Below are 21621 nucleotides of genomic sequence, written 5' to 3' on the forward strand. Positions count from 1 at the left end.
ACGGTAAATTCATACCATCCCCTTCCCAACAAGGGATAAATTTTTACAAATATACGAACATAAATGGATAACTAAGTTCATTTATCCGATTTTTATCAAGGTACAATTATAGGTAAAGGACCTAGGATAATAGAAATAAGCACCTTTTTACTATAAAATTATTGTAGTGGTTATCCATAAGGTGGGTGAAAAAATGTTTAAATTGCTGCTTATAGAAGATGATGAAACATTATTTGTGGAAATGAAAGACAGACTTACGCAATGGTCCTACGAAGTACACGGGGTACGCGATTTTGGCCAGGTGATGTCTGAATTTACGGCAATCATGCCTGATTTGGTCATTATTGATATCCAGTTGCCGAGGTTTGACGGATTCCATTGGTGCCGATTAATCAGGTCCCATTCGAAGGTACCGATTATTTTTCTTTCCTCCCGTGATCATCCAGCCGACCAGGTTATGTCGATGCAGCTTGGTGCTGATGACTTCGTCCAGAAGCCATTTCACTTTGATGTTTTAATAGCAAAGATTCAGGCCATTTTGCGAAGGGTCCACAACTACAATGTAGAAAAGCCCCAAACCTTAAAGGTATGGTGCGGAGCAACTGTCAACTACGAGAACAATACAGTAACCAATGAAATAGGTACAGTTGAGCTGACAAGAAACGAAATTTACATATTAAGGGCCTTGATTGAACAAAAAAACAAGATTGTCTCCAGGGAGGATTTAATTAGAAGCCTTTGGGACGATGAGCGGTTCATAAGCGACAACACATTGACAGTCAATATAAACCGCCTCCGGAAAAAGCTCGATGAAGTTGGGCTTGGGAGATTCATTGAAACGAAGGTTGGTCAGGGATATATCGCTCTGGAAGAGGCAAGCGGCTATGTTTAAAGATTTCCTTGTTGAAAGAAAGAGCTGGATTACCATGTTTGTGGCACTTGAACTCCTATCCCTTTTCATTGCTTATGTTGATCCGACCATCCCAGTAGAATCACTTCTTTATATTGTCTTTCTGTCATCCTGCCTTTTCCTAGTCTTTTTATTCTATCGCTACCATAAAGAGACCCGCTTTTACAAAACTCTAAAGGAATCAGATATAAATCTTACAACAATTGGCAGTATCGACACTGAAAGCCCATTTGAAAAAATGGTCAGAGACGCTATTACACTGCAATCAACTGAATTTCAAAAGGATCTATCGTTTAAACAGCATTCATTAGAACAGGAAAAGGATGAACTATTGTCATGGATTCATGAAGTGAAGACACCTTTAACGGCTATGCAGCTGATCATAGATAGGCTTGACAATAAGGATTCAAAGGCAAGCCTTCAATATGAATGGCTAAGAATCCATCTACTGCTTGACCAGCAGCTCCACCAGAAGCGGTTACCGTTCATGGAAAACGATTTGTATATTGAAAAAACAGATTTACGCCAAATCGTATCCTCCGAAATTAAGACACTTCAATCGTGGTGCATGCAAAAAGGCATTGGTTTCGAAATAGAATTCGAAAGCTCCGAAGTGCTGACCGATGCAAAATGGACAGCATTTATCATTAGACAGCTATTGACCAATGCAGTTAAATACAGCATTGAAACGGCAGATATAACTATTCGGTCCTTTGATTATAATGGCGGTACGGTCCTTGAAATAAAGGATTTTGGAACAGGGATATCAGCAAGGGACTTGTCCCGGATATTTGATAAAGGCTATACATCCACATCCAAGCATCATGATAATAAAGCAACAGGAATGGGCCTTTATCTTGCCAAAAAAGCCGCATCCCCCCTTTTGATTTCCATTAGTGTCATTTCAACCCCTGGAGAAGGATCAGTATTTACACTTACCTTTCCAAAGAGAAATGTTTTCAACGAGCTCTCAGGCATGTGACAAAAATGTCACATGCTTTTCTGCTTTTGTTAGATGATTCGAAGGAAAGCATGATCGGAAAGCCGGTATGATAGACGTATCGAAGGATTTAAAGGAGTGTGCAAGTGATGAAGCTATTGGAAGCAGCAAGGATAGATAAAGCATACGGCAACCGGTTCAATAGACAGGAAGTGCTGAAAGGACTTGATATTTCAATTGAAAAAGGAGAGTTTGTGAGCATTATGGGTGCCTCCGGGTCAGGAAAAACCACCCTGTTGAATGTACTCTCTTCTATTGATTCTGTTACACATGGAACAATTAAAATTGAAGGAAAAGAAATTACAGGAATGAAGGAAAAGCAGCTTGCTGAATTCCGAAAAAACCACCTTGGTTTCATTTTTCAAGAATACAATCTGCTCGATACATTGACAGTGAAGGAAAACATCCTTCTGCCATTATCCATTGCCAACGTCTCAAAGAAGGAAGCAGATGAAAAGTTTAAGCAGGTCGCCGAAGAGCTAGGCATCTATGAACTCAAGGACAAATACCCGAATGAAATCTCCGGCGGGCAAAAACAGCGGACATCAGCAGCCCGGGCATTCATCCATGAGCCTAGCATTATTTTTGCTGACGAACCGACAGGGGCGCTTGATTCGAAATCAGCTTCTGATCTATTAAACAAGCTTAGCCAATTAAATAGGAAACGGCACTCAACCATCGTGATGGTTACCCATGACCCCGCGGCAGCTAGCTATTGCAGCCGGGTGATCTTCATTAAAGACGGCCAGATTTATACACAGCTGACCAAGGGCGATGAAACCCGGCAGGCATTCTTTAAGGATATCATCAAAACCCAGGGTGTATTGGGCGGTGTACAATATGAGCATTAATTCACTCATTTTCCGGAACCTGAAAAAGAACCTAAACAATTATTATCTTTATGTCTTTGCATTGATCTTTACTGTAGCGCTTTATTTCGCTTTTGTTACACTGCAATATGATCCTGCACTGGATGAGTCAAAAGGGACAGTTAAGGGCGCTGCTTCTATTCGGGCAGCATCGGTCCTGCTAGTTGGAATCGTTACAGTTTTCCTGCTGTTTGCAAATAACATTTTTATTAAGCGCCGAAGCAAGGAGATTGGCTTATTCCAGTTGATTGGTATGACGAAATCGCGGATATTCCGCATTCTCACTGCCGAAAATTGTATCCTTTACTTTTGCTCCATGACGATTGGGATATTTGTCGGGTTTTCTTTTTCAAAGCTAATCATGATGATTCTCTTTAAAATCCTGCAAAGTGAACTGGAAGCGAGCCTTAATTTTTCTTCACAGGCCTTTTATCAAACAGTTGGGGTCTTTAGTTTGATTTATTTATTAATCATGTGCATGAATTATGCATTTATTAAAAGGCAGAGTATTTTGTCCCTTTTCCGTGTTACTAGCTCAACTGAGACACGGGTAAAAAAATTGTCTGTTTGGGAAATTCTCATGGGTATCATGGGCATTGGATTGATTGCCACTGGTTATTATGTTTCTTCAAGGCTGTTTAGTGGTGACATTACAGAAATGAACAAACTATTCATGGCAATGATTTTTATCCTGGGATCGGTCATCATAGGAACATACTTTTTTTACAAAGGCTCAGTCAGCTTTGTCTTTCAATTAATCCGTAAAAAGAAAGACGGATATTTAACAGTCAATGAAGTGCTGTCCCTTTCGAGCATAATGTTCCGAATGAAATCAAATGCGCTGTTGCTGACAATCATTACAACCGTATCTGCCCTTGCAATTGGATTGCTTTCATTAAGCTACATCTCCTACTATTCTGCCGAAGAATCTGCCCGCAAAAGTATTGCAGCTGATTTCGCATTTGTAACAAAGGAAGATGCCAGGCTGTTTACTAGCCTACTGGAGGAGAATACTATCCCTTTTACAAAGAAAGAAATCCCTGTAATTCAAGTTCTGGCTAATCTTGAGGAAATTATGCTAACAGAATTTGAAGGAGGAATTTCAGATTCTGACTCTATGCAAATTTCAGTTATAAGTGAGGAAAGTGTAAAAGGAGCAGCTGTTGCTCCCGATGAAACGTACTTTACCGGCTACCACGATGCACTCCAAAAGTTCATGCCTCTAAAGGATGCTGGAAACATTGAACTAAAAGGGAAGAATGTCGTGATTTCACAGTCCTATCTAGGAATGAGAAACGAGCATCATATTTCATGGTATTTTACTAGCGGTGGCACTCCTGTTGCAATCGTTGACCATAGTGTATTTGAAAAACTTGAGAAGGACCTGTTACCAGAAATACAAAAGAAATCTTCACTCTTTACCGGAATTACATTAAAACATGAAGAAAAACTAGAGGAAGCAAACGAGCTTTTCCTTGCCAACTCTTTTAGTGAACGTAACTTCAATGATTCCCGCCTTCAAATGTCAATAGATCAGAAAATGACGTTCGGATTAATTATGTTTATCGTCGGATTTTTGGGACTGACCTTTTTAATTACCTCCGGCTGTATTCTCTATTTTAAACAGATGGATGAGAGTGAAGACGAAAAGCCGAACTACACAATTTTGCGGAAACTCGGTTTCACCCGAGTTGACCTGTTAAAAGGAATCCAGGCAAAGCAGTTGTTCAACTTCGGCATACCACTTGCGATCGGGCTCCTGCATAGCTATTTTGCCGTCCAATCGGGCTGGTTTTTCTTTGGAACTGAATTATGGACACCGATGATTATGGTTATGGCCCTTTATACCGTTTTGTACTCCATATTTGGATTGCTTTCAATCATGTATTACAGGAAGGTCATTAAGGAAGCTCTTTAATAGTAACCTCCAGCAACTGAACAGCTGGAGGTTTACTTTTTATAAATGAACTACCTATGAATCTTTTGATTTGCCATCTACGATTCTTCCAATGAAGAAACCATCAATTTCACTGAGCTTTCCTCTCCAGAGAATATCACCCTTTGAGGGTGTCGGTTTGCTGTCGCCAACATAAACATTGGCGTTTTTCAAATGGATATAACTGGCCTCAGCCTGGCTTTCCGAACCAACGCTCTCTGCCGCATTGGAAAGCATCTCACTAAGTTTTTCTGCCACATCGCTACCATCTTCAACAGTTTCACTTAAAGATTCAAAGTATTCCTTAGCCGAAATGATAGTGCCTGTAATCACTGCTCCCTTGACATTTAACGTTATATCCAGGTTAAAGCTATGATTATTGGCTGCTTGAACAAATAACTCAAGTACAGTGTCTTTTGTTTCCGGCTGATTACTCATCTTCCTTCTTCCTTTCCAATCCCTCCAAGAGAAGGTAGGTGTCGTCCTCTTCCGAGAGAACCGTGTAGCTTCCCTTTTGTTTTTCTTTAGTTGGTTTGCCTGCTTTTTTACCGAAGTCATTGGGCTTGTCTTTATTTTCCTTGCCTTTGTGTTCATTTAACTCATCTTTCTCATTCTCTTTACTGCTATCCTTGTCTTCCTGTTCATCTTCAGAATTGTTCTTTTCTTCGTCTTCCTGGTCCACTAAGAAATCGTCTTCCTTCTCTTCATCTTCCTTACCTTCGTGGGATTCATCTGTTTCTTCTCCATCTTCATCTTCCTGAGAGGCATCTGTTTCTTCTTCATCTTCCTGGTCTTCTTGAGAGGCTGCTTCCTGTTCTTCCTGAGAAGTACCTGTTTCTTCTTCATCTTCCTGATCTTCCTGAGGTGCGTCTGTTTCTTCATCATCCTGGTCCTGGGAAGCGTCTTTCTTTTCCTCTTTATCGTCCTGACCCCCTGAGGCCGCACCTTTTTCCTTTTTGTTTTCCGATTCTTCCGATGAAGCATCGGTTTCTTTGTTATCTTTCCAGCTTCCATTTGAAGAGCTGCCATCGCTGGAATCTTGTTCAGTCGATTTTTCATCTTTACTTTCAGACTGTGTATCCGAATTCTCTGTATCATTGTCCCTATCGCTCTTAGTTTGGCTATTTTTTGCTTCAATCAATTTTGAAAGCATACCTTCCAACGAGCTTAATCGTCCTTGTAAATCTTTATTTTGCTTTTTTAACGTCTCATAGCTTTCATCTGTAGAGGCTCCATCCTCGCCTTTATTGCTTTCAGCATCCTCTTGTTCTTCACTCAGCTTTTTAGACTCCTCATTATCCCGTGAATTTTCAGTATGCGATGGGGTTACATCACTAGTGCCTTCTTTTTCGTCGTCCTCCACAGAGGTTTCATTTTGATCACTATTCTTTTCGCCTTCATTTTCCGGTGTCTGCGATTTACCTTCATTGGAAAGTACAAGTTGTGACTCATCCGCGTTGGCATCTCCATTTTTTTCGGAATCCGACTCCTTTTCGGAACCCTCGGAATCCAGTGAAGTTTCCCCTTCATTCTCTTGGCTATTTGCCTTGCCTTCTACTGAGCCTTTTTCAGCCTTTGAAGCTTTTGAACCACTTTGATTTTTCTCCTGGCCTTCCTTTTCCTGAATGAGCTTTGTTAACATTTCTTCAAGCCTATTCAAGCGACTATCAACACTATCATTCTTTGATTCCTTTTTTTCACTAGAAGCAGTAGAAAGGCTAGTATCACTTCCGTCCTCTCTTGAGGTTTCATTTTCTTCTGTGTTTTTTCCTTCTTTACTAAAAAGTTTTGAAGTAGAATCCTTTAATGAGTGGAATGCTTTTTTGGAATTACTCTTTGCCGCGTTCCCTAGGCCGACAACACTGCCATTAACACCTTCCATTACTTTTTTTCCATTTTCGGGAGTAGCCAAATATCCAAGTGTCGCACCAATTACTCCTCCTGCCAGAGTTCGTTTTAGTGCTGCTGAATTAACACTCGTTTTGTTACTTAGTAAAGTTGTTTGATTTTTCTTATTCTCTTCCATGTTTGTTCCTCCGTTTACGTTTTAATTGTGGTTATTAGTAGATTACACATTGAATTCAGGTGAATTTAACCGGTTTCCGGAAAGCTTACTTTCTAAAGCTTCCAGCCGCTCCTGAAGCCTCTTGTTCTCTTCCTCCAGGGCTTTGGTTCCCTTTTCATTGGCTTTTGAACTTAAGTAAGGATCACTTTCCCACCAGTCCATACCAATTTCTTTTGCCTTATCGATAGATGCAACAATTAGCCGGATTTTTATCGTCAAAAGTTCTACATCGGCAATTCCAACTGTAATATCACCCGCTATCACTACACCTTTATCTAATATTTTTTCTAATACATCTACAATTGTGCTGGATTGCATATTATGCTCGACTGCCATTCGGAAAGCCTCCTTGCTTTGTTTAAAGTAAGCTGCCTAAAGGACCCAAATCAATATTTAAATCCTCAGCATCCAAGCCGAATATTTCCTTCAACTCTTCCATTTTTTCTTCAAGGTTCATCAAGGCCTCACCCAAGGCTTCTATCTGGTCATCCGTCAGCGTCCCACCTTCAACACGCCTCATGGCATGCCGTTCAACGATTTGCCTTAGGAGCTCAATGATTGTTAAAACAAGCTGGGCTAATCCATGTTCTGCGTTATCAGGGTCCAAATTAATTCTTCCATTTGCTTGGCTGGCCGGTTGCATGGATTAAGTCCTCCCTTTGTTGGTCAAATTGTTCAGAAGAAATTGTTTTACCTTTCTGCTGAGCCTGGACAAGGGATTCAACAGAAGCTATCAATACCCGAAGATCTAAATAAACAAGGTCGACTCCTGCGATAGAAATTATTAAATCTGCCTTGATTGCGACCCCTTTATCGAGGATGACATCCAATATATCAATTAACCCTATATCTTTGTTTTCAATTGTTTCTCGTACTGTCATATCCTCATCCCCACTTATGAAAGGCTGGAAAAATGGTAGGCAGGCCATGGTCCCGTAGCTTCAAACTGCCACCCCTTTTCCTTCATGTCCTTTTCATATTGCTGAATTTGTTCCAGAAATGGTTCCACCTTTGTCTTAGAAACTAGGTAAACACTATTCCACGTCATTTGATCTTTTCTGCCGGTAACATCCTTGCCCCAGGTTTTCTTTACATTCCCATCGACTGTAAACTTCTTGAGGTGTAAGTGGATAGCCTCGCTCACAGCAATCTTTTCTTTTTCAACCTCTTTTTCAATTAGCTGGTCCAGCTTTTTCTTTTCAAAAAATTGCTTTCCTTTTGATAGACTGCTAATTTCTTCTCTTTTCGCTTCTATTGCAGGGTTATTCGCGCTTACCTCTTTTTTTAGTAACTTGTCATCGCAGTATATCTTTAAATTCCATTCTTCATTGTTGGAAATTAAATTGAAGGCACTTTCCATTCGGGAAGAATTGGACTGAATCGACTCCTTTAGGCTGTTTTCACTTTTGTACAAAGTACAAAATTTCAAAGGAATAATAGTAAAAAGTTTTGATAGATGCAAAACCGTTTCATGATGGTGAAAGGCTTTTTCCTGAAGCCAATCCATATCATTGTCAATTCGTTCCTTAATCATTTCTTCCGTATAGGTTTGTGAATCCAGTTTGCATACGACGGCCGTTATCCCATTGATTTTAATAGGATAAATCTCTCCTTTGCCGTCAAAATCCTTATAGGATGGCAATGGTTTTTCAGCCATTTCCTTTGTCGGAACCAATCCATATAAATAAATTAAGTCTTCCATCGTTTCTGCTGCCCTCATTTCTTTTTCGCCATATCTTCCCATTGTTTCATTTCGAGCTGCTTTGCAACTTCATACCGGAGGATCAATTCCTCTTCCTTAGCCTTATAGGCTTCCTCTGGTATTTCTCCAAGCTCATACATCATTTGTAGCTGAATCAATTTTTGCTGTATGGTAGGAAGGTCATAAAGTTCCTTATCCGCCTCCTCCTTAACCTTCTCCGCAATTTTTACAACAAGGTTAATAGGTGCAGAAACAAGCTTATGAATCATCCCGCATTCTCGACAGTTAAACGGATATTGACAAAGTTATACGCAGGCCAGGGGCCACTGTAGTTGAAATCGACCTTATCCTTCCATTTTTCATAAGCCTCATTAATTTTCTGATCAAACTCTGCTTCTTTTTCTCGGTCTATCAAGAACGCGGCATTCAATAACATTTTTTCTCCTATCGGATCATTTGCCTTTGAAGCCTCAGCCAGCTTTTTTAAAGGTTCAAATATTTCCTGTTCAACCTCTCTTTGAAGGGATTGAACAATTTTTTGTGCTATACCGCCTAATTTAATTCTTTCATAATAGCTAGCTGCTTCAGATTTTCCTTGAAGCGATTTAGTTAAATTCCCAAGCTTTTCGTTTTCGCTCACCTGGGACTCCAGCCACTCCTTCTTTCCAATCACTTTAAGGCCAAGTTCAATTTTTCCTTTAATTGCAGGAAAGAGTTTTTCAAACTGCGGATATAGATTTTCTAGAAGTACAGCAACATCTTCTTTGGATTTAAAAACATTACCAAAGCTGACTGGGATGACTGTCTGGTTTTGTTTCATAACTTGAGAAACAGTCCCCTGGTGCATCATTAAATTCTCTTTATTCGGGTGGTAGATTTTCATCGGGACTTCTGCTGCAACCATTGCTGCATCCTTATAACGAATAACAAAAAGGTCTACTTTATCACCTTCAACTTCGACCTGGCCAAAACTTTCATCCGAATCAGCTTGTATTCCGCAAAATATATAAATCCCCGTTTCTCCTTGGCTCATAGTACGTCTCTCCTTTTACTCCTTATTAAGCTCCAGGTTATTGCATGCCTTTTTAATCATTTCCTTTGCTGTTTCTATTGGGTTCTCTACATCAATAGAACGGCTTATTTGCTGGCCTAAAATGTCGGTGCAAAGCTTCTGGAATTCCGGATCATTTCCATTTATAGAAATCCCCTCATCTTTGGCTATTGCAGCAATCCTTAATGAGGCTCTAAGGCTTGGACCAGACTCGCCTTTGCACTGTTTCCGTAAACCAGCTACCAGGTTTGTAATAGCTGTTGCTTCACTTTTACTGATATCAATTTTCCCTGATAATATGAGAGCCTCCCGTTCGCTGTCTTTATGGTCAATATGAATGGTAACCACGCGGTCCAATAGCGCATCCTGTGTTGTATAGACCCCCGCATATTCAGAAGGATTACTGGTAAAAATGACAGCAAAATCAGGATGGACACGAATAAACGGTTCGGTTAATTTTGTTCCGTAAAGAGGGAGAACTCCTTCTTCCAAGATTGATAGGAAGATATTATTTGTTATAGGTTTGGAGCGGGTGAATTCATCATAAACAAGTGTGTAGCCGTTCTTCACCGCTTCTAGCAAGCGCCCATCTCTCCATGTTTCGGTAATGCTTTCGTCTCTTTTATAAACAGAGCGAATATAGTTATCTACTACCTTTTTGCTCGTATATCCTGTAAAGTCTCCTATCAAGTCTTTGTTGTTCAATTCGTGGTGCCCATGGATAAGCATCACTGGCCTTTTTCTTGTTTTTGCGAGTTCAAGCGCCAGTGAGGTTTTCCCTGTCCCGGAAGGCCCTGTAAAATGGACAGGATAACCTGCCTTCAAATATCGGGCTGAACGGGCCAACAAATCCTCTGTAACTTGATCTCGAACAATTGATTGCTTTTGTTTTTGCGTTTTAGTTTTATTCTTTAATACCGTCACTCTTTCACCACGCCCTACATTTCTAGGTTAACGGAACTTCTAAACCGCAAATCTCTTCTTTTATAAGAGGTAATTTCCTTTTCCTGATTGAGGCTTACCTCATATACACCTACCATTTCATCCTTGGCGTATTTTTTCATATATTCCTTTTCTTCAATTACTTCAACGATTAGTTTCCAGCCATTATCAGCCTCTTCTAGAGTCGTAATTTTATGAATTGGAGCCACATATTCGTTAAAGAATTCAGTAACATTGGCTATTATTTTTTTAATCTCCATACTGGCCTCCCAATTTAATAATGGAGGCCAGGGCATTCATGCCCCGGCTTACTCCATACTTCCTATCAAATACTAAACCTCGCATTTCTTTCATCCTGCGGCGCTGGAAGTCCGTTTTCCTGTACCTCGTCTCTTAGAAGCCCTACTGCCTCTGCATAGCGCAACCATGTATCTACACTTGCGATAACCACCCTGGCCTCTACTGTTAATATTTCAATACCAACCACTGACACTCTTACAAAGGCATCTATGACGATCCCCTTATCAAGTATTCTGTCAACTACTTCTGCCAAACTTGAACTATCTGTACTTTTTTGAACTGCTGCCATTATTCATTCTCCTTTCTTCCTGTTAAGAACCCATTGTCTTAATATTGTTTGAAGATTTAATAGCGGTAGCTCCTTTAATGTTGCTGGCGCTTTTAATATCGCCCACACCTTTCACTTTACGGCCATCCTTTTTTTGCGAGGAGGAAAGATGATCCTGCAGCTTTTTGCCCTTTTCTTTCGCTTGGCCTACTTTATCTCTTGCTGCAAGTAAAGCTTCCTGTGTTTTGTCCTTGGCCTTTTCTGCCCCGCTATTCAGCTTTTCAGCAAAAGTGTCCCTTTTTTCCTCTAAATGGTCCGTAAACTCATGTGCTTTGTCCTGAGCATGCTCCACTACATTCTCCTTGGCCTTTTCAACTACAAAATCTTTTACTTTTTCCTTTATTGGTTCGGGAGTATGTTTAATTACTTCTTTAGCCACTTTTCCAGCTGTTTTTTTAATAGGCTTATCCATTGCCAGCCCCTCTAATTTTTATTAGTTTGCCTTTGCTCCAACTTCAGTTAATTGGCCGAGCATTTTTTCTATCCGATCCAGCCGGTCGTTTAGCTGCTTATTTTCTTCCTTGATTTCTTCGTATTTTGAAGGGTCAGCTGCCTGGCTATCTCCTAAATAACTTGAAGCGATCTGCCTGATTCCTTTTTGGGCTTGGTCTGTAAGGATTTCATTTGCAGCCTTTTTTAATTCCTGGCTAGTCGTTTTAAAGAACTCTGACTCACTTAAGGACTTAATGGCCTTTTTGCTTGTTCCCTGGCTGGAAAGCAGGCCGATTCCAACTCCTATCGCTCCACCAATTAATGCGAAATTAATGGAGAAATTCCGATTTTCTACTTTTTCCGACTGTTGGTTGCTTTCTTCCTGATTTTCTTGTTGGTTCATTTCTTGCTGCTGATCGTTTTTTTCTTTCCCAGACATCGTCTATCAACCTCATTCTTAGTTTTTTTATAACCGATGGCTATTGAATTCCCGCTTACTTCTGGCTCTGCTTGTCGAAGACCGTTTTTTGGGCCATTAACTAAACTGCGGGTCGCTTATTAAACCTCTTCTTGGCTTTTCTTCATTCTGATATTCATCTCTTAGCAGCCCTACAGCCTCCGCATAACGCAGCCAAGTGTCAACACTGGCAATAACAACCCTGGCCTCAACTGTGAGAATTTCAATTCCGAGGAGTGAGACTCTAGCGAAAGCATCAATAACGATTCCTTTATCCAGAATCCTATCTACAACTTCCGCAAGACTTGAACTATCTGTACTTTTTTGCACACTCATTCCTCTCTCATCTCCTTTCCGTTAGGCTTGCGACAGCGTATAAGCTTTTTTGCTTATCCGTATAGGCATATTTACCTTTGTCAGAAAACAATAAACAGAAAATGTCGAATAACATTTATGTACCTTTAAATACATATTTAGACATTGTATAATTTGGAATATCGCCCTATTTATAAGCTATTTGGTAATTTATTTTAAGAGTAAATTCTCCATTTATTTAAATAAATAACTTTATTGGTATAATTTCTAAAGTTTTTAATAACGTTGGGTTTGATTTCCATATAGGTCAAAAGTACTTTATCTTCAATAATGGAGGTTTACATGACCTTCCACTCAACCGAGTTGATAACAGTCCACTTCACTTCTTGCCAATATCAATAAGTAAACTAAAACTTCTAATCAAAATAAGCCTAAAAAATGACCTTGATAAAACCAAGGTCATCAAACTATCAATGATATTCTTCCCTATTTTAAGAAATGAGCTTCTGCTAATCTCACTTTCAATAAAATGCATAAAATAAAAAAGGCTGATAGGAGTAGTTGCCTCCTAATCAGCCTTCAGGTTTTCTATATATATATATTTATTTATTGAACTGTAATCCACCGTTGATTACTAAAGCCTATCCAGTCACACTCTTGGCTTTATCCCAGTAATTATGGATATTCCAAAGCCCAGGATGTTTGTTTTGGATCGTTAATCTACCTATTCATTTTTGCCAGGAAGTCTCCTAATAAATCTCCCAGATCCTCCTCTGTTTCTTCCTCAGGTTCTTCACTAACTTGATCTGCATTTAGCTTAGCCGACTCCCAGTCAAAAGAATCTAAATCATCATCCATATCATCTAATTCACGGGAGGCCACAGCTTCATCCATATTTGTATCCAATGAGCTTTGATGAATAATTTCATCGCGAGGGGGGAACAAATCACTGTTCTCCTGCAAATATAAAGCTTCATCGATATCAAGGGATTTGCTGTTCATTGAAGCAAGCAGGGCAGTAGCTCTGACCGGGTCGGTTAAGAGCTGATAAATAATGTTTCCAAGCAATGCTTCGGAATGCTCATGCTTTAACCAATCCCGCTGCGACTTGCTTAATTGATGAGGGAGAGGAATCGTAATCGTCTCCCTTTCCCTGGCTGAGGATTTTCCTACTCCATCCAGCACAAAATCCGCTATCTTGCTTGAAAAGTTCCTGCGTTCGGTTTGTTTTAACTTCTGCAGATGCTTTAACAGATGGTCCGGCGTATCTGAAGGAATGCGAAAAGATAGTGTCTGGCCTCTCTTAATCTCGCCTATGTTTGATTTATTCATCATGCACCTTAGCCTTTAACAGGTTCTTTAGGAGCTGGTTTTTGCTTCTCTGCCTTTCGAGAATAATCAGTGATTAGTTTATAGTAGGCATTTGCCATCATCCAGATACTCTCTTTTTCATCCTCAAAAAAATCAATATTATAGCCATCCAGATTATTGTTTAATGTTTTAATATATTCCTTCAAAACATTTGCACCGCCACCCACGAAATAGCAGATTTCTGTTTGGGAATTTTTCTGCCATACATTCCTTAATAGACGGTATTGTTTTTTGGCTAAGTCAAGTAGGATTCGATCAGTAATGTCATGAACGCTTGTCCTGCTTCCCTTGACCATAATATGGTTCCGGTCGTTTTTCTTTGTAATGATGTCCACTACATCCCTCCGGCTATCCAATTCGACGCCGTGCTTGCTCCTGATTTCTTCTCTAATCGTCTCAAGTGATTCGGAAACACCCAAATTAAATCCTTGTGCCTTATCATCATCGACGTTTCTGTTCCTAATTACAGCGATATCTGTAGACAATCCACCAATATCTTGGATGATAATTCTTTTATCAATTAAATCCTTATTAATGATTTTTAAATCATTGTCCATCACTAAGTTTATGTATGCCGCAAATCCTTCTGGATACACTTTGATTTCATCGAATTTTATATTTACTTTTATTCCCTGGTACTTTGGCGTCACAAGGAATTCTACCTGATGGACTGAACCTGCCAATTTCGAACGGTATCCGGCATCCTTGCCTTCTTTTACTTCGCGAAGAGGAAGCCCTGTACCTAGAGTATAGTTGGCATCAACCACATTTTTCACCCGCGGGAAATTACTTTGCTCTCTGACCGCATCCAAAGCTAATGTTGTAAAGAGCATGACCAGCGTCTGGTCTTCTTCTGATTTGCTGCTTCCTGGGTCAAGTTCTGTAGCATTATTACTTTTTGTCGCCAAGGCTCCAACACGATAAATAGCGTTATTTTCCTTCAAAGCGGGGGAATGCACCCTTACATGGATTCCTTCAAGCGGATTTTTGCTATCCAGCTCCTCTATTCCGATTACTGGCCGGTCTTCTGTATCTCTGGCAATAATATTAGGAATATTTAATTCGTGCTCCAACTCTCCAAAAATAGCTTTTATTGAATCATTACCAACATCAACTGCTGCAATTCTTGTTTTAGACATTTTTTCATTCCCTTTCATTTTAAGATTCCTATGAAAACTGAGTTACTATTTAAGAGTATAGTTATTTTGATTTGAGTTCAATGGTTTTGAGAAAATCGAAACAAGAATGTAAACCTGTAAACTTCATGTAAACTTCTGTTTTTTGCAAACAAAATTGTAAACAAAATACACAAGGTTGTATACATGGCTATCTGACGGCTTGCATACGACTTTGTATACTTGCAAACATTTTTGTGTACTTTTGTATACATATTCGCAAACAAATATACAAATTTGTAAACAAAGATAATCGTGGTCCTATCCCGGTCAAGTTGCAATTTTTTCCGAAAAAAAAACAAATGGTTCCGTTACATTACCGGAGCCATTTGTTTGCTGTTATATTCTATTATTTCCAACAACAGTTGAATCGGGTTTACTATATCGCTCCAAATATAAAGTAAAGCAAAAAGAAGAAAGCAATCACATACATCGCTGTAGAGATTTCATTTTTTCTGCCGGTAACTAGCTTTACAAGCGGATAGGCGATGAAACCGAATGCTAGCCCATTCGCAATGCTAAAAGTAAGTGGCATAATGACCAGCATTAAATAAGCAGGAAATGCATCTGTTATGTCGTCGAACGGGATTTGCTTCAAGCTTTGCGCCATCAGGCAGCCGACAATGATTAGAACAGGCGCAATCGCCTCGTTAGGAATTACCTTGAACAGCGGGATTAGAAAAAGGGCTGGAATGAATAAAATCCCGGTAGTAAAAGAAGTCAACCCAGTCCTTCCTCCTGCTGCAATCCCTGTTGCCGACTCAGCTGCCGTTGTGATCGGGCTGGACCCGAACAGGCCCGCACCAATGACGGAGAAGGCATTTGCCTGGAATGACCTTTTAAATTTCGTTTTATCCGGAAGCATTCCGAGCTGAGCGCCCATATTTTGAAAAATAATAACCATCGATAACGAGAATACAGCGGTCCAAAAATTAACGGTCCCAATTTCGCTAAAATCAAATGCTAAAAAGATTGACTCATACCCACTGAACGAAAGGCTAAAATCACCCAGAACAGAAAAATCGACAATGCCCAGCAGCCCGCCAATTACAGTCCCGGCAATTATCCCTAACAGGAAATTGCCTTTTATATTCTTTAAGAAAAGAGGAAGCAAAATCGCCAATGTTAGCAGGGTTGTTAGAGCATGCGGGTCGCCAAGATTCCCCAGCGCCACAAATGTGCCTTCATTCGCAACGATGACTCCCCCGTTTTTAAGACCGAGAAAAGCGATAAAAAGACCAATGCCCGCCGTCATGGAATGGATCATCGATTGCGGGATTGAGCGTGACAGCCATGCTGCTCCTTTTGTCACCGCAGCAACGGCAAAAACAATTCCGGCGATCAATACGGCTGCGAGGGACTGTTGCCATGTCAGTCCGAAGGCAAACACTAGTGTGAAAACAAAAAAGGCATTATCACCCATTCCCGGTACAAGAACCAGAGGTGAATTTGCCCACAGTGCCATAAGCATACAGCCAACAAAGCTACAGATGACCGTTGCAATCGTGACAGCCTCATAGGGCATCCCTGCCTGACTTAAGATTGCCCCGTTAACAACGATAATATAGGCAACCGTCATAAACGTAGTAAGGCCGGCAAGTATCTCGGTCCGAATAGTCGAATTCGCCGAGTCGATATTGAATAATTGATTCATTACAATTCCACCTCTACAAAAAAGCGCTTGTGGCCAAACGCTTACTCCAGTGCCTTTTAAAAGACACCTTGCCCATTATACCAAAGCCCACTGTAAAAGGAATAATATACTTTATAGATTTCCCCATTCTGCCAAAATAAAAAACAGGCGGCTAAGGATTGCCGCCTATGTTTGGATTATTCAATTTCATACTCCTGAATTTTATAAAGAAGTGCTCGCCTGCTGATGCCAAGGTCTTTGGCTGTCTGCATTTTATTGCCATGGTTTTCGGTCAGTTTATTTTGAATTATTACATGTTCCACTTGCTTAATCAGATCCTTTAAGGATTGCCCATCGGCGAGGCGAAGCGGCAAAGTCTCAACCTCATTGCTTGTCACATGGGTTGTTTCGATGGTTTTCCGTTTTTGGTGAAACACCTCTTGGTTAATGAAAATATCCTCGGGAAAAATGATCGAACCTGTGCTCATGATGACAGCTCTTTCGACGATATTGGATAATTCACGGACATTTCCCGGCCATGTATACTCCTTAAGAAGCTTTAATGCGTCCTCATCAAATGTGACAATCTCTTTATTGTTTTCCTGGGAAAACTTTTGCAAAAAGAAATTGGCAAGGAGCTTGATATCTTCCTTCCTTTCCCTTAGCGGCGGAATCTCAAGCGGAACAACATTAAGCCGGTAATAAAGGTCTTCCCTAAATTCTCCATTTTCAATCATGCTCAACAGGTTCCGGTTCGTCGCGGCTATCACCCTGAAGTCCGCTTTGATTGTTTGGGTGCCCCCAACCCGTTCAAACTCATGTTCCTGAAGCACTCTCAGAAGCTTAACCTGAAGCGCCTGAGATACCTCACCAATTTCATCAAGGAATATGGTGCCCCCTTCGGCAAGCTCGAACCGTCCCGGTTTCCGTTGCACAGCACCCGTGAAAGCACCTTTTTCATGTCCGAACAATTCACTTTCCAAAAGGCCCTCAGGCAGGGCTCCGCAGTTTATTTTAATAAAAGGACCTTTCATTCGCTGGCTATTATAATGGATTGTATTCGCGGCAAGCTCTTTACCGGTTCCGCTCTCCCCGGTAATAAGGACCGAGGCGTTGGTCTGGGCAACTTTCCCAATCACCTTATAAAGCTGCATCATTTTGGGGCTGTTGGTCAGCAGCTTATCTAAACGGTAGTTATTACTCAACTCACGATGCAGCACCTGTACCTCTTCCTTCAGATTCTGGACCTGAAGGGCTCGTTTGACCAGAATTTTAACCTCATCATTATTAAAGGGCTTGATTATATAATCGTAAGCACCGTTTCTCATTGCCCCAACAGCGGTTTCGACTGCTGCAAACGCCGTCATCATAATCACATTTATATCCTTATCAAATTCACGAATTTCCTGGAAGGCTTCCATCCCGTCCTTATTCGGCATGCGTATATCCATGATTACCAAGGCTGGGTGCAGAGCCTTTGCCTTCGCAATTGCCTCCTCGCCGTCAGAAGCAGTTTCCACCTCATACCCTTCCCGTTTTAGCAAAGCCTTCAAAACGGTCCGGACGCTAGCTTCATCATCTACAATCAGGATTGTCTTATTGCTTCTCACTCTTTTCACCCCTAATTGAATAGTTTATCGGAATAATGATAGTTGCCTTCAACCCGCCGGAAAGAATGTTTTCCATAAAAATCTCTCCATTATGCGCTGAAATGATTCGTTGGACTACCGCTAGGCCGATGCCAGTCCCTTCTTTCTTGGTCGTATAAAATGGATCGAATACTTTACTGATTTGTTCTTCTTCTATGCCCGGACCGGTATCAGAAAAAACAATGCTGATTTTCCCTTTGGTCGAGTCATAATCTGATTCAACTGTAATTTCCCCGGGTCCATCCATCGCCTGGGCCGAGTTGATGAGGATGTTCAAAAACACCTGCTTGAATTGTTCAGGATCAATTTCGGCCTCTGGAATCCAATCCTGTAAATCAAGATTGAAACTAGTTTTGTGCTTGGATACATTCTTAACAAGGACTATTGTCTGTCTGATTAAGTCATTAACATTGACTTTCAGGAAATTCGCATCGGCTGACCGAGAAAAATACAGAAGCTCATGGACAATTTTATTGGCTCTGTCCACTTCCTTGATAATAAGCGGATGGAACTCCTGTCGTTCTTCCTCCGTGCTGCCTTCCTGCAAATACTGGACCAGGCTTTTAATCGCTGTTAACGGATTACGGATTTCATGGGCGACCGCAGCCATCATTTCACCAAGTGCGGCGAGACGATCTGCCCTGTATACTTGCTGCTCCAGCCGCTTCTTCTCGCAAATATCCTTGAAGGTCACAATTGCACCAATAAACTTGCCATCGCTATCCTGTAGCCGGGATGTACTTGAACTGATATACAGGTTTTTCCCATTTGCAGGATAATTCATTTCAATTCCAATATAGGTTTTCCCAGTCTGGAGCGTCTCCATTAGAAGGCTTGAGAACTCGACGCCATGAATCATGCTCTTTGTGTAAGGCCTGTTGATCACTTCCTCCAATTCTACACCGGTAAGATGCATGGCTGCTTTATTCATGAATGTAATATTGCCCTCTGTATTTACGGTAATGATGCCATCAACCATGCTGTCCATGACATTTTCATTTAATGTTCTTGCATGGAGGATAGAAGCCGCCATGCCATTGACGGCATCGGCAATTTCACCAATTTCCCCCCTTACAGTAATTCTTCTTTTTAAATCAAATTTCATTTGTTGTAAACCCTGTTTGACAGCATTTATATCAACCAGCAGACTGTTCCAAAAATTAACCAGTAGCAGGATGACCGCCAGAACCCCTAGCCCAAAACACAGAAAGATGATTCTATCCATCTTGTACAGCTGGTTTTCAACATCCCGGGTCAGTTCATTCGCCCACACGTAGCCAATTACCTTGCCATCACGGATAAGCGGGAGCATTGCATTCATGATTTGCCCCCTGACCTGCTTTCCTATTTCTACTTGCTTTTCACCGGTAAGCATGACTTCGCGGCCCGGATGTTCTTCCTCTATGTCTTTTCCGACGATATCCCCATATTCCTCACTCGGACCATAGGTAACAATTGCATCAAGCCCGCGAACGTAGTAGCCGACCCCAATCCCCGGGTTTGCCTTGGCAAGATCATCGGTGAATTCTCTTAAACTCTCATTCAGAACGCTAATTTTTGTTTCCTTATCGGCTGACAGGGTGCCTTCCTTTTGCAAAATAGCCTCGAAATCATGTTGAAGATATTGGTCCAGCATGGATGTAATGCCAAACAACTTTTTCTCCTTCTCCTCCAAAAGAGCTCTCTCAGCAATAGTCTTTGTTATAAACCCTGATACAAGGATGGGGATAGCGACAAAACAAATTGTAACAATAATCATTTTCTTCCTAAGATTGCCGCTGGAGTTATTTTTCATAGACTAACATCCTTTCTTACTACCTATTTTACCGTTTCAAATAAAAAAAGATTGTAAAAAACGTTACAAATTGACATCTATCGACAAATGCTGCGCATTTTTCTGGTGACAAAAATGTGAAAAGTGTGAAAAAAGTAGTCACTCTATGCAAAAAGTAAACGCTTTCCCTTTTACTACATTACTCAGAATTTAAGATCCCCTGCTATAAAAGCAGCTTCAAATCAAGGGTTTTAAAATTATTTTTGGCTTTTTTAAAAGTTGGCATGGTTCCTGCATTATAGAAAGATGTAAGCACATTAAAACTTTATATATCTATTACTTTTTGGAGGTGCTCGAATGAGCAAGGTTATTACTACTGAAGAAATCCCTGCTTTATTCAAGGATAACATGACCATCATGGCAGGCGGTTTTATGGGAGTTGGGACCCCTGAAAGATTGGTTGCCGGCATTTTGGAATCAGGCGTAAAGGATCTTACCCTGATTTGCAATGACACTGCATTTGTAGAAACAGGCGTTGGACCGCTTGTCGTCAACAAACGTTTTAGGAAAATCATCGCTTCCCACATTGGGACAAACCCAGAAACAGGAAGGCAAATGATAGCTGGAGAAACCGAGGTTGAACTTGTTCCACAAGGAACACTTGCAGAACGTGTCCGTGCAGGAGGCTCTGGCCTTGGCGGAGTACTTACTCCTACTGGTGTTGGTACCGTTGTTGAAGAAGGTAAGCAAAAACTGGCTGTGGATGGCCGCGAATACTTGCTGGAAATGCCTCTCCGCGCAGATGTCGCCATCCTGAAAGCTTATAAGGCAGACAAAGCAGGGAACCTTGTTTACCATCGCTCTGCCCGTAACTTCAACCCCTTGATGGCACTGGCAGCCGACCTTGTTATTGTTCAGGTCGAAAAGCTTGTTGAAATAGGTGAAATTGATCCGGATGAAGTCGTCACCCCGGGTATCCTTGTAGATAAAATTTTGGTTTCAGGGAGGGAATTGTAATGGCACAAACTGAAATGACTCCAAAGCAAATCATTGCAGCGCGTGTAGCAAAAGAAATGAAAAATGGCGATGTCGTCAACCTTGGAATCGGGCTTCCAACCATGGTTCCGAACTACTTGCCTGAAAACGTTGAAGTTATTCTTCAATCAGAAAATGGCTATATCGGACTTGGGCCAGTCAATCGTGATATTGATCCTGACTTGGTTAACGCAGGCGGCCAGCCAGCGGGTATCATTCCTGGAGGAGCTTTTTTTGACAGCCTTTTCTCATTCGAATTGATCCGCGGCGGACATGTCGATGTAACTGTTCTTGGCGGCCTTGAGGTCGACCAAAATGGGAACATTGCCAACTGGATGGTTCCAGGCAAAATGGTTCCAGGCATGGGCGGCGCTATGGACTTAGTGACAGGTGCCAAGAAAGTTATTGTCGCAATGGAACACTGTAACAAAAAAGGCGGCTCTAAAATTCTTAAAGAATGCACATTGCCACTAACAGGCAAGGGTGTAGTTGATGTAATCGTTACTGAGCTCGCAGTCTTCCGTGTAACAGATTACGGGCTTGTACTAGAAGAACTTATGGACGGGGTCACACTTGATACTGTTAAAGAAAAAACGGAAGCAGAATTCACCCTTGGCGAAAAATTCGCCAATTAATGGTTCCTGCGGGGGGCTTAAACCAGCAATCTACTAATTTAT

The 21621-nt window shown here is 41.1% G+C and carries 25 protein-coding genes; 6 read left to right on the top strand and 19 right to left on the bottom strand.

Going from position 1 to position 21621, the window contains the following annotated elements; translation table 11 throughout:
* Positions 1-193 precede the first annotated feature (193 nt).
* From TY16_RS02770 to TY16_RS02785, 4 genes are all read left to right on the top strand, one after another.
* Positions 194-892: a response regulator transcription factor gene (locus TY16_RS02770; RefSeq protein ID WP_043930204.1), complete on the top strand. Its 699-nt coding sequence runs from the start codon at positions 194-196 to the stop codon at positions 890-892.
* On the top strand, positions 885-1892 hold the full coding sequence (locus TY16_RS02775) for a sensor histidine kinase (RefSeq protein WP_043930205.1): 1008 nt from the start codon (positions 885-887) through the stop codon (positions 1890-1892). Before TY16_RS02770 ends, TY16_RS02775 begins: the two co-directional genes overlap by 8 nt.
* 107 nt (positions 1893-1999) lie before the next feature.
* Positions 2000-2761 carry an ABC transporter ATP-binding protein gene (locus TY16_RS02780; protein WP_043930206.1) on the top strand — a complete coding sequence of 254 codons (762 nt, stop codon included), beginning with the start codon at positions 2000-2002 and terminating at the stop codon, positions 2759-2761.
* On the top strand, positions 2751-4697 hold the full coding sequence (locus TY16_RS02785; protein WP_043930207.1) for an FtsX-like permease family protein: 1947 nt from the start codon (positions 2751-2753) through the stop codon (positions 4695-4697). The genes TY16_RS02780 and TY16_RS02785 overlap by 11 nt, the downstream gene beginning before the upstream one ends.
* A 54-nt stretch (positions 4698-4751) precedes the next feature.
* Here the strand turns inward: TY16_RS02785 and gvpU are convergent, their stop codons facing one another.
* From gvpU to atoS, 19 genes are all read right to left on the bottom strand, one after another.
* Positions 4752-5153 (bottom strand): gas vesicle accessory protein GvpU, encoded by a 402-nt coding sequence (gvpU, locus tag TY16_RS02790; RefSeq protein ID WP_043930208.1) that lies wholly within the window; start codon positions 5151-5153, stop codon positions 4752-4754.
* On the bottom strand, positions 5146-6741 hold the full coding sequence (gene gvpT / locus TY16_RS02795) for a GvpT/GvpP family gas vesicle accessory protein (RefSeq protein ID WP_043930209.1): 1596 nt from the start codon (positions 6739-6741) through the stop codon (positions 5146-5148). Before gvpT ends, gvpU begins: the two co-directional genes overlap by 8 nt.
* A gap of 42 nt (positions 6742-6783) precedes the next feature.
* Positions 6784-7116, bottom strand: coding sequence for a gas vesicle protein GvpJ (gene gvpJ, locus TY16_RS02800; protein ID WP_043930210.1), 333 nt, complete (start codon positions 7114-7116; stop codon positions 6784-6786).
* Between the two features lie 22 nt (positions 7117-7138).
* Entirely contained in the window at positions 7139-7423 is a 285-nt protein-coding gene (locus tag TY16_RS02805) for a gas vesicle protein K (protein WP_043930211.1), read from the bottom strand.
* Positions 7389-7661: a gas vesicle protein gene (locus TY16_RS02810; RefSeq protein WP_043930213.1), complete on the bottom strand. Its 273-nt coding sequence runs from the start codon at positions 7659-7661 to the stop codon at positions 7389-7391. Before TY16_RS02810 ends, TY16_RS02805 begins: the two co-directional genes overlap by 35 nt.
* 14 nt (positions 7662-7675) lie before the next feature.
* Complete coding sequence (locus tag TY16_RS02815; RefSeq protein ID WP_231505551.1) at positions 7676-8500, bottom strand: GvpL/GvpF family gas vesicle protein; 825 nt, start codon at positions 8498-8500, stop codon at positions 7676-7678.
* Complete coding sequence (locus TY16_RS02820) at positions 8497-8751, bottom strand: gas vesicle protein GvpG (protein WP_043930216.1); 255 nt, start codon at positions 8749-8751, stop codon at positions 8497-8499. The genes TY16_RS02815 and TY16_RS02820 overlap by 4 nt, the downstream gene beginning before the upstream one ends.
* A complete protein-coding gene (locus tag TY16_RS02825; protein WP_043930217.1) occupies positions 8748-9515 on the bottom strand; it encodes a GvpL/GvpF family gas vesicle protein in 768 nt (255 codons plus the stop codon). Before TY16_RS02825 ends, TY16_RS02820 begins: the two co-directional genes overlap by 4 nt.
* A gap of 15 nt (positions 9516-9530) precedes the next feature.
* Positions 9531-10457 carry a gas vesicle protein GvpN gene (gene gvpN / locus TY16_RS02830; RefSeq protein ID WP_043930218.1) on the bottom strand — a complete coding sequence of 309 codons (927 nt, stop codon included), beginning with the start codon at positions 10455-10457 and terminating at the stop codon, positions 9531-9533.
* A 14-nt stretch (positions 10458-10471) separates the two neighbouring features.
* Positions 10472-10735, bottom strand: coding sequence for a gas vesicle protein GvpO (gene gvpO / locus TY16_RS02835; protein ID WP_043930219.1), 264 nt, complete (start codon positions 10733-10735; stop codon positions 10472-10474).
* Between the two features lie 65 nt (positions 10736-10800).
* A complete protein-coding gene (gene gvpJ, locus TY16_RS02840) occupies positions 10801-11064 on the bottom strand; it encodes a gas vesicle protein GvpJ (protein WP_043930220.1) in 264 nt (87 codons plus the stop codon).
* A 22-nt stretch (positions 11065-11086) separates the two neighbouring features.
* A complete protein-coding gene (gene gvpQ, locus TY16_RS02845) occupies positions 11087-11515 on the bottom strand; it encodes a gas vesicle protein GvpQ (RefSeq protein WP_043930221.1) in 429 nt (142 codons plus the stop codon).
* A gap of 21 nt (positions 11516-11536) precedes the next feature.
* Complete coding sequence (locus TY16_RS02850; RefSeq protein WP_052342571.1) at positions 11537-11974, bottom strand: hypothetical protein; 438 nt, start codon at positions 11972-11974, stop codon at positions 11537-11539.
* 96 nt (positions 11975-12070) lie between these two features.
* Complete coding sequence (gene gvpJ, locus TY16_RS02855) at positions 12071-12328, bottom strand: gas vesicle structural protein GvpA (protein ID WP_043930222.1); 258 nt, start codon at positions 12326-12328, stop codon at positions 12071-12073.
* Positions 12329-13027: 699 nt separating this feature from the next.
* Complete coding sequence (locus TY16_RS02860) at positions 13028-13639, bottom strand: hypothetical protein (RefSeq protein ID WP_043930223.1); 612 nt, start codon at positions 13637-13639, stop codon at positions 13028-13030.
* An 8-nt stretch (positions 13640-13647) separates the two neighbouring features.
* The gene (locus TY16_RS02865) at positions 13648-14817 is read right to left on the bottom strand and encodes a ParM/StbA family protein (RefSeq protein WP_043934457.1); all 1170 of its coding nucleotides are present in this window, start codon (positions 14815-14817) and stop codon (positions 13648-13650) included.
* A 415-nt stretch (positions 14818-15232) separates the two neighbouring features.
* Entirely contained in the window at positions 15233-16507 is a 1275-nt protein-coding gene (locus TY16_RS02870) for an NCS2 family permease (protein ID WP_043930225.1), read from the bottom strand.
* Positions 16508-16683: 176 nt separating this feature from the next.
* A complete protein-coding gene (locus tag TY16_RS02875) occupies positions 16684-18096 on the bottom strand; it encodes a sigma-54-dependent Fis family transcriptional regulator (RefSeq protein ID WP_043930226.1) in 1413 nt (470 codons plus the stop codon).
* Complete coding sequence (gene atoS, locus TY16_RS02880) at positions 18083-19930, bottom strand: two-component system sensor histidine kinase AtoS (RefSeq protein ID WP_043930228.1); 1848 nt, start codon at positions 19928-19930, stop codon at positions 18083-18085. Before atoS ends, TY16_RS02875 begins: the two co-directional genes overlap by 14 nt.
* Before the next feature lie 336 nt (positions 19931-20266).
* On the opposite strand from atoS, the gene atoD reads away from it, so the two are divergent.
* Both atoD and TY16_RS02890 read left to right on the top strand, forming a co-directional pair.
* The gene (gene atoD, locus TY16_RS02885) at positions 20267-20926 is read left to right on the top strand and encodes an acetate CoA-transferase subunit alpha (RefSeq protein WP_043930229.1); all 660 of its coding nucleotides are present in this window, start codon (positions 20267-20269) and stop codon (positions 20924-20926) included.
* Complete coding sequence (locus TY16_RS02890; RefSeq protein ID WP_269320269.1) at positions 20926-21579, top strand: 3-oxoacid CoA-transferase subunit B; 654 nt, start codon at positions 20926-20928, stop codon at positions 21577-21579. Before atoD ends, TY16_RS02890 begins: the two co-directional genes overlap by 1 nt.
* The last annotated feature ends 42 nt before the right edge of the window (positions 21580-21621 follow it).

The sequence above is a fragment of the Bacillus sp. EB01 genome, from assembly GCF_000613125.1.
Taxonomy (GTDB): Bacteria; Bacillota; Bacilli; order Bacillales; family Cytobacillaceae; genus Bacillus_D.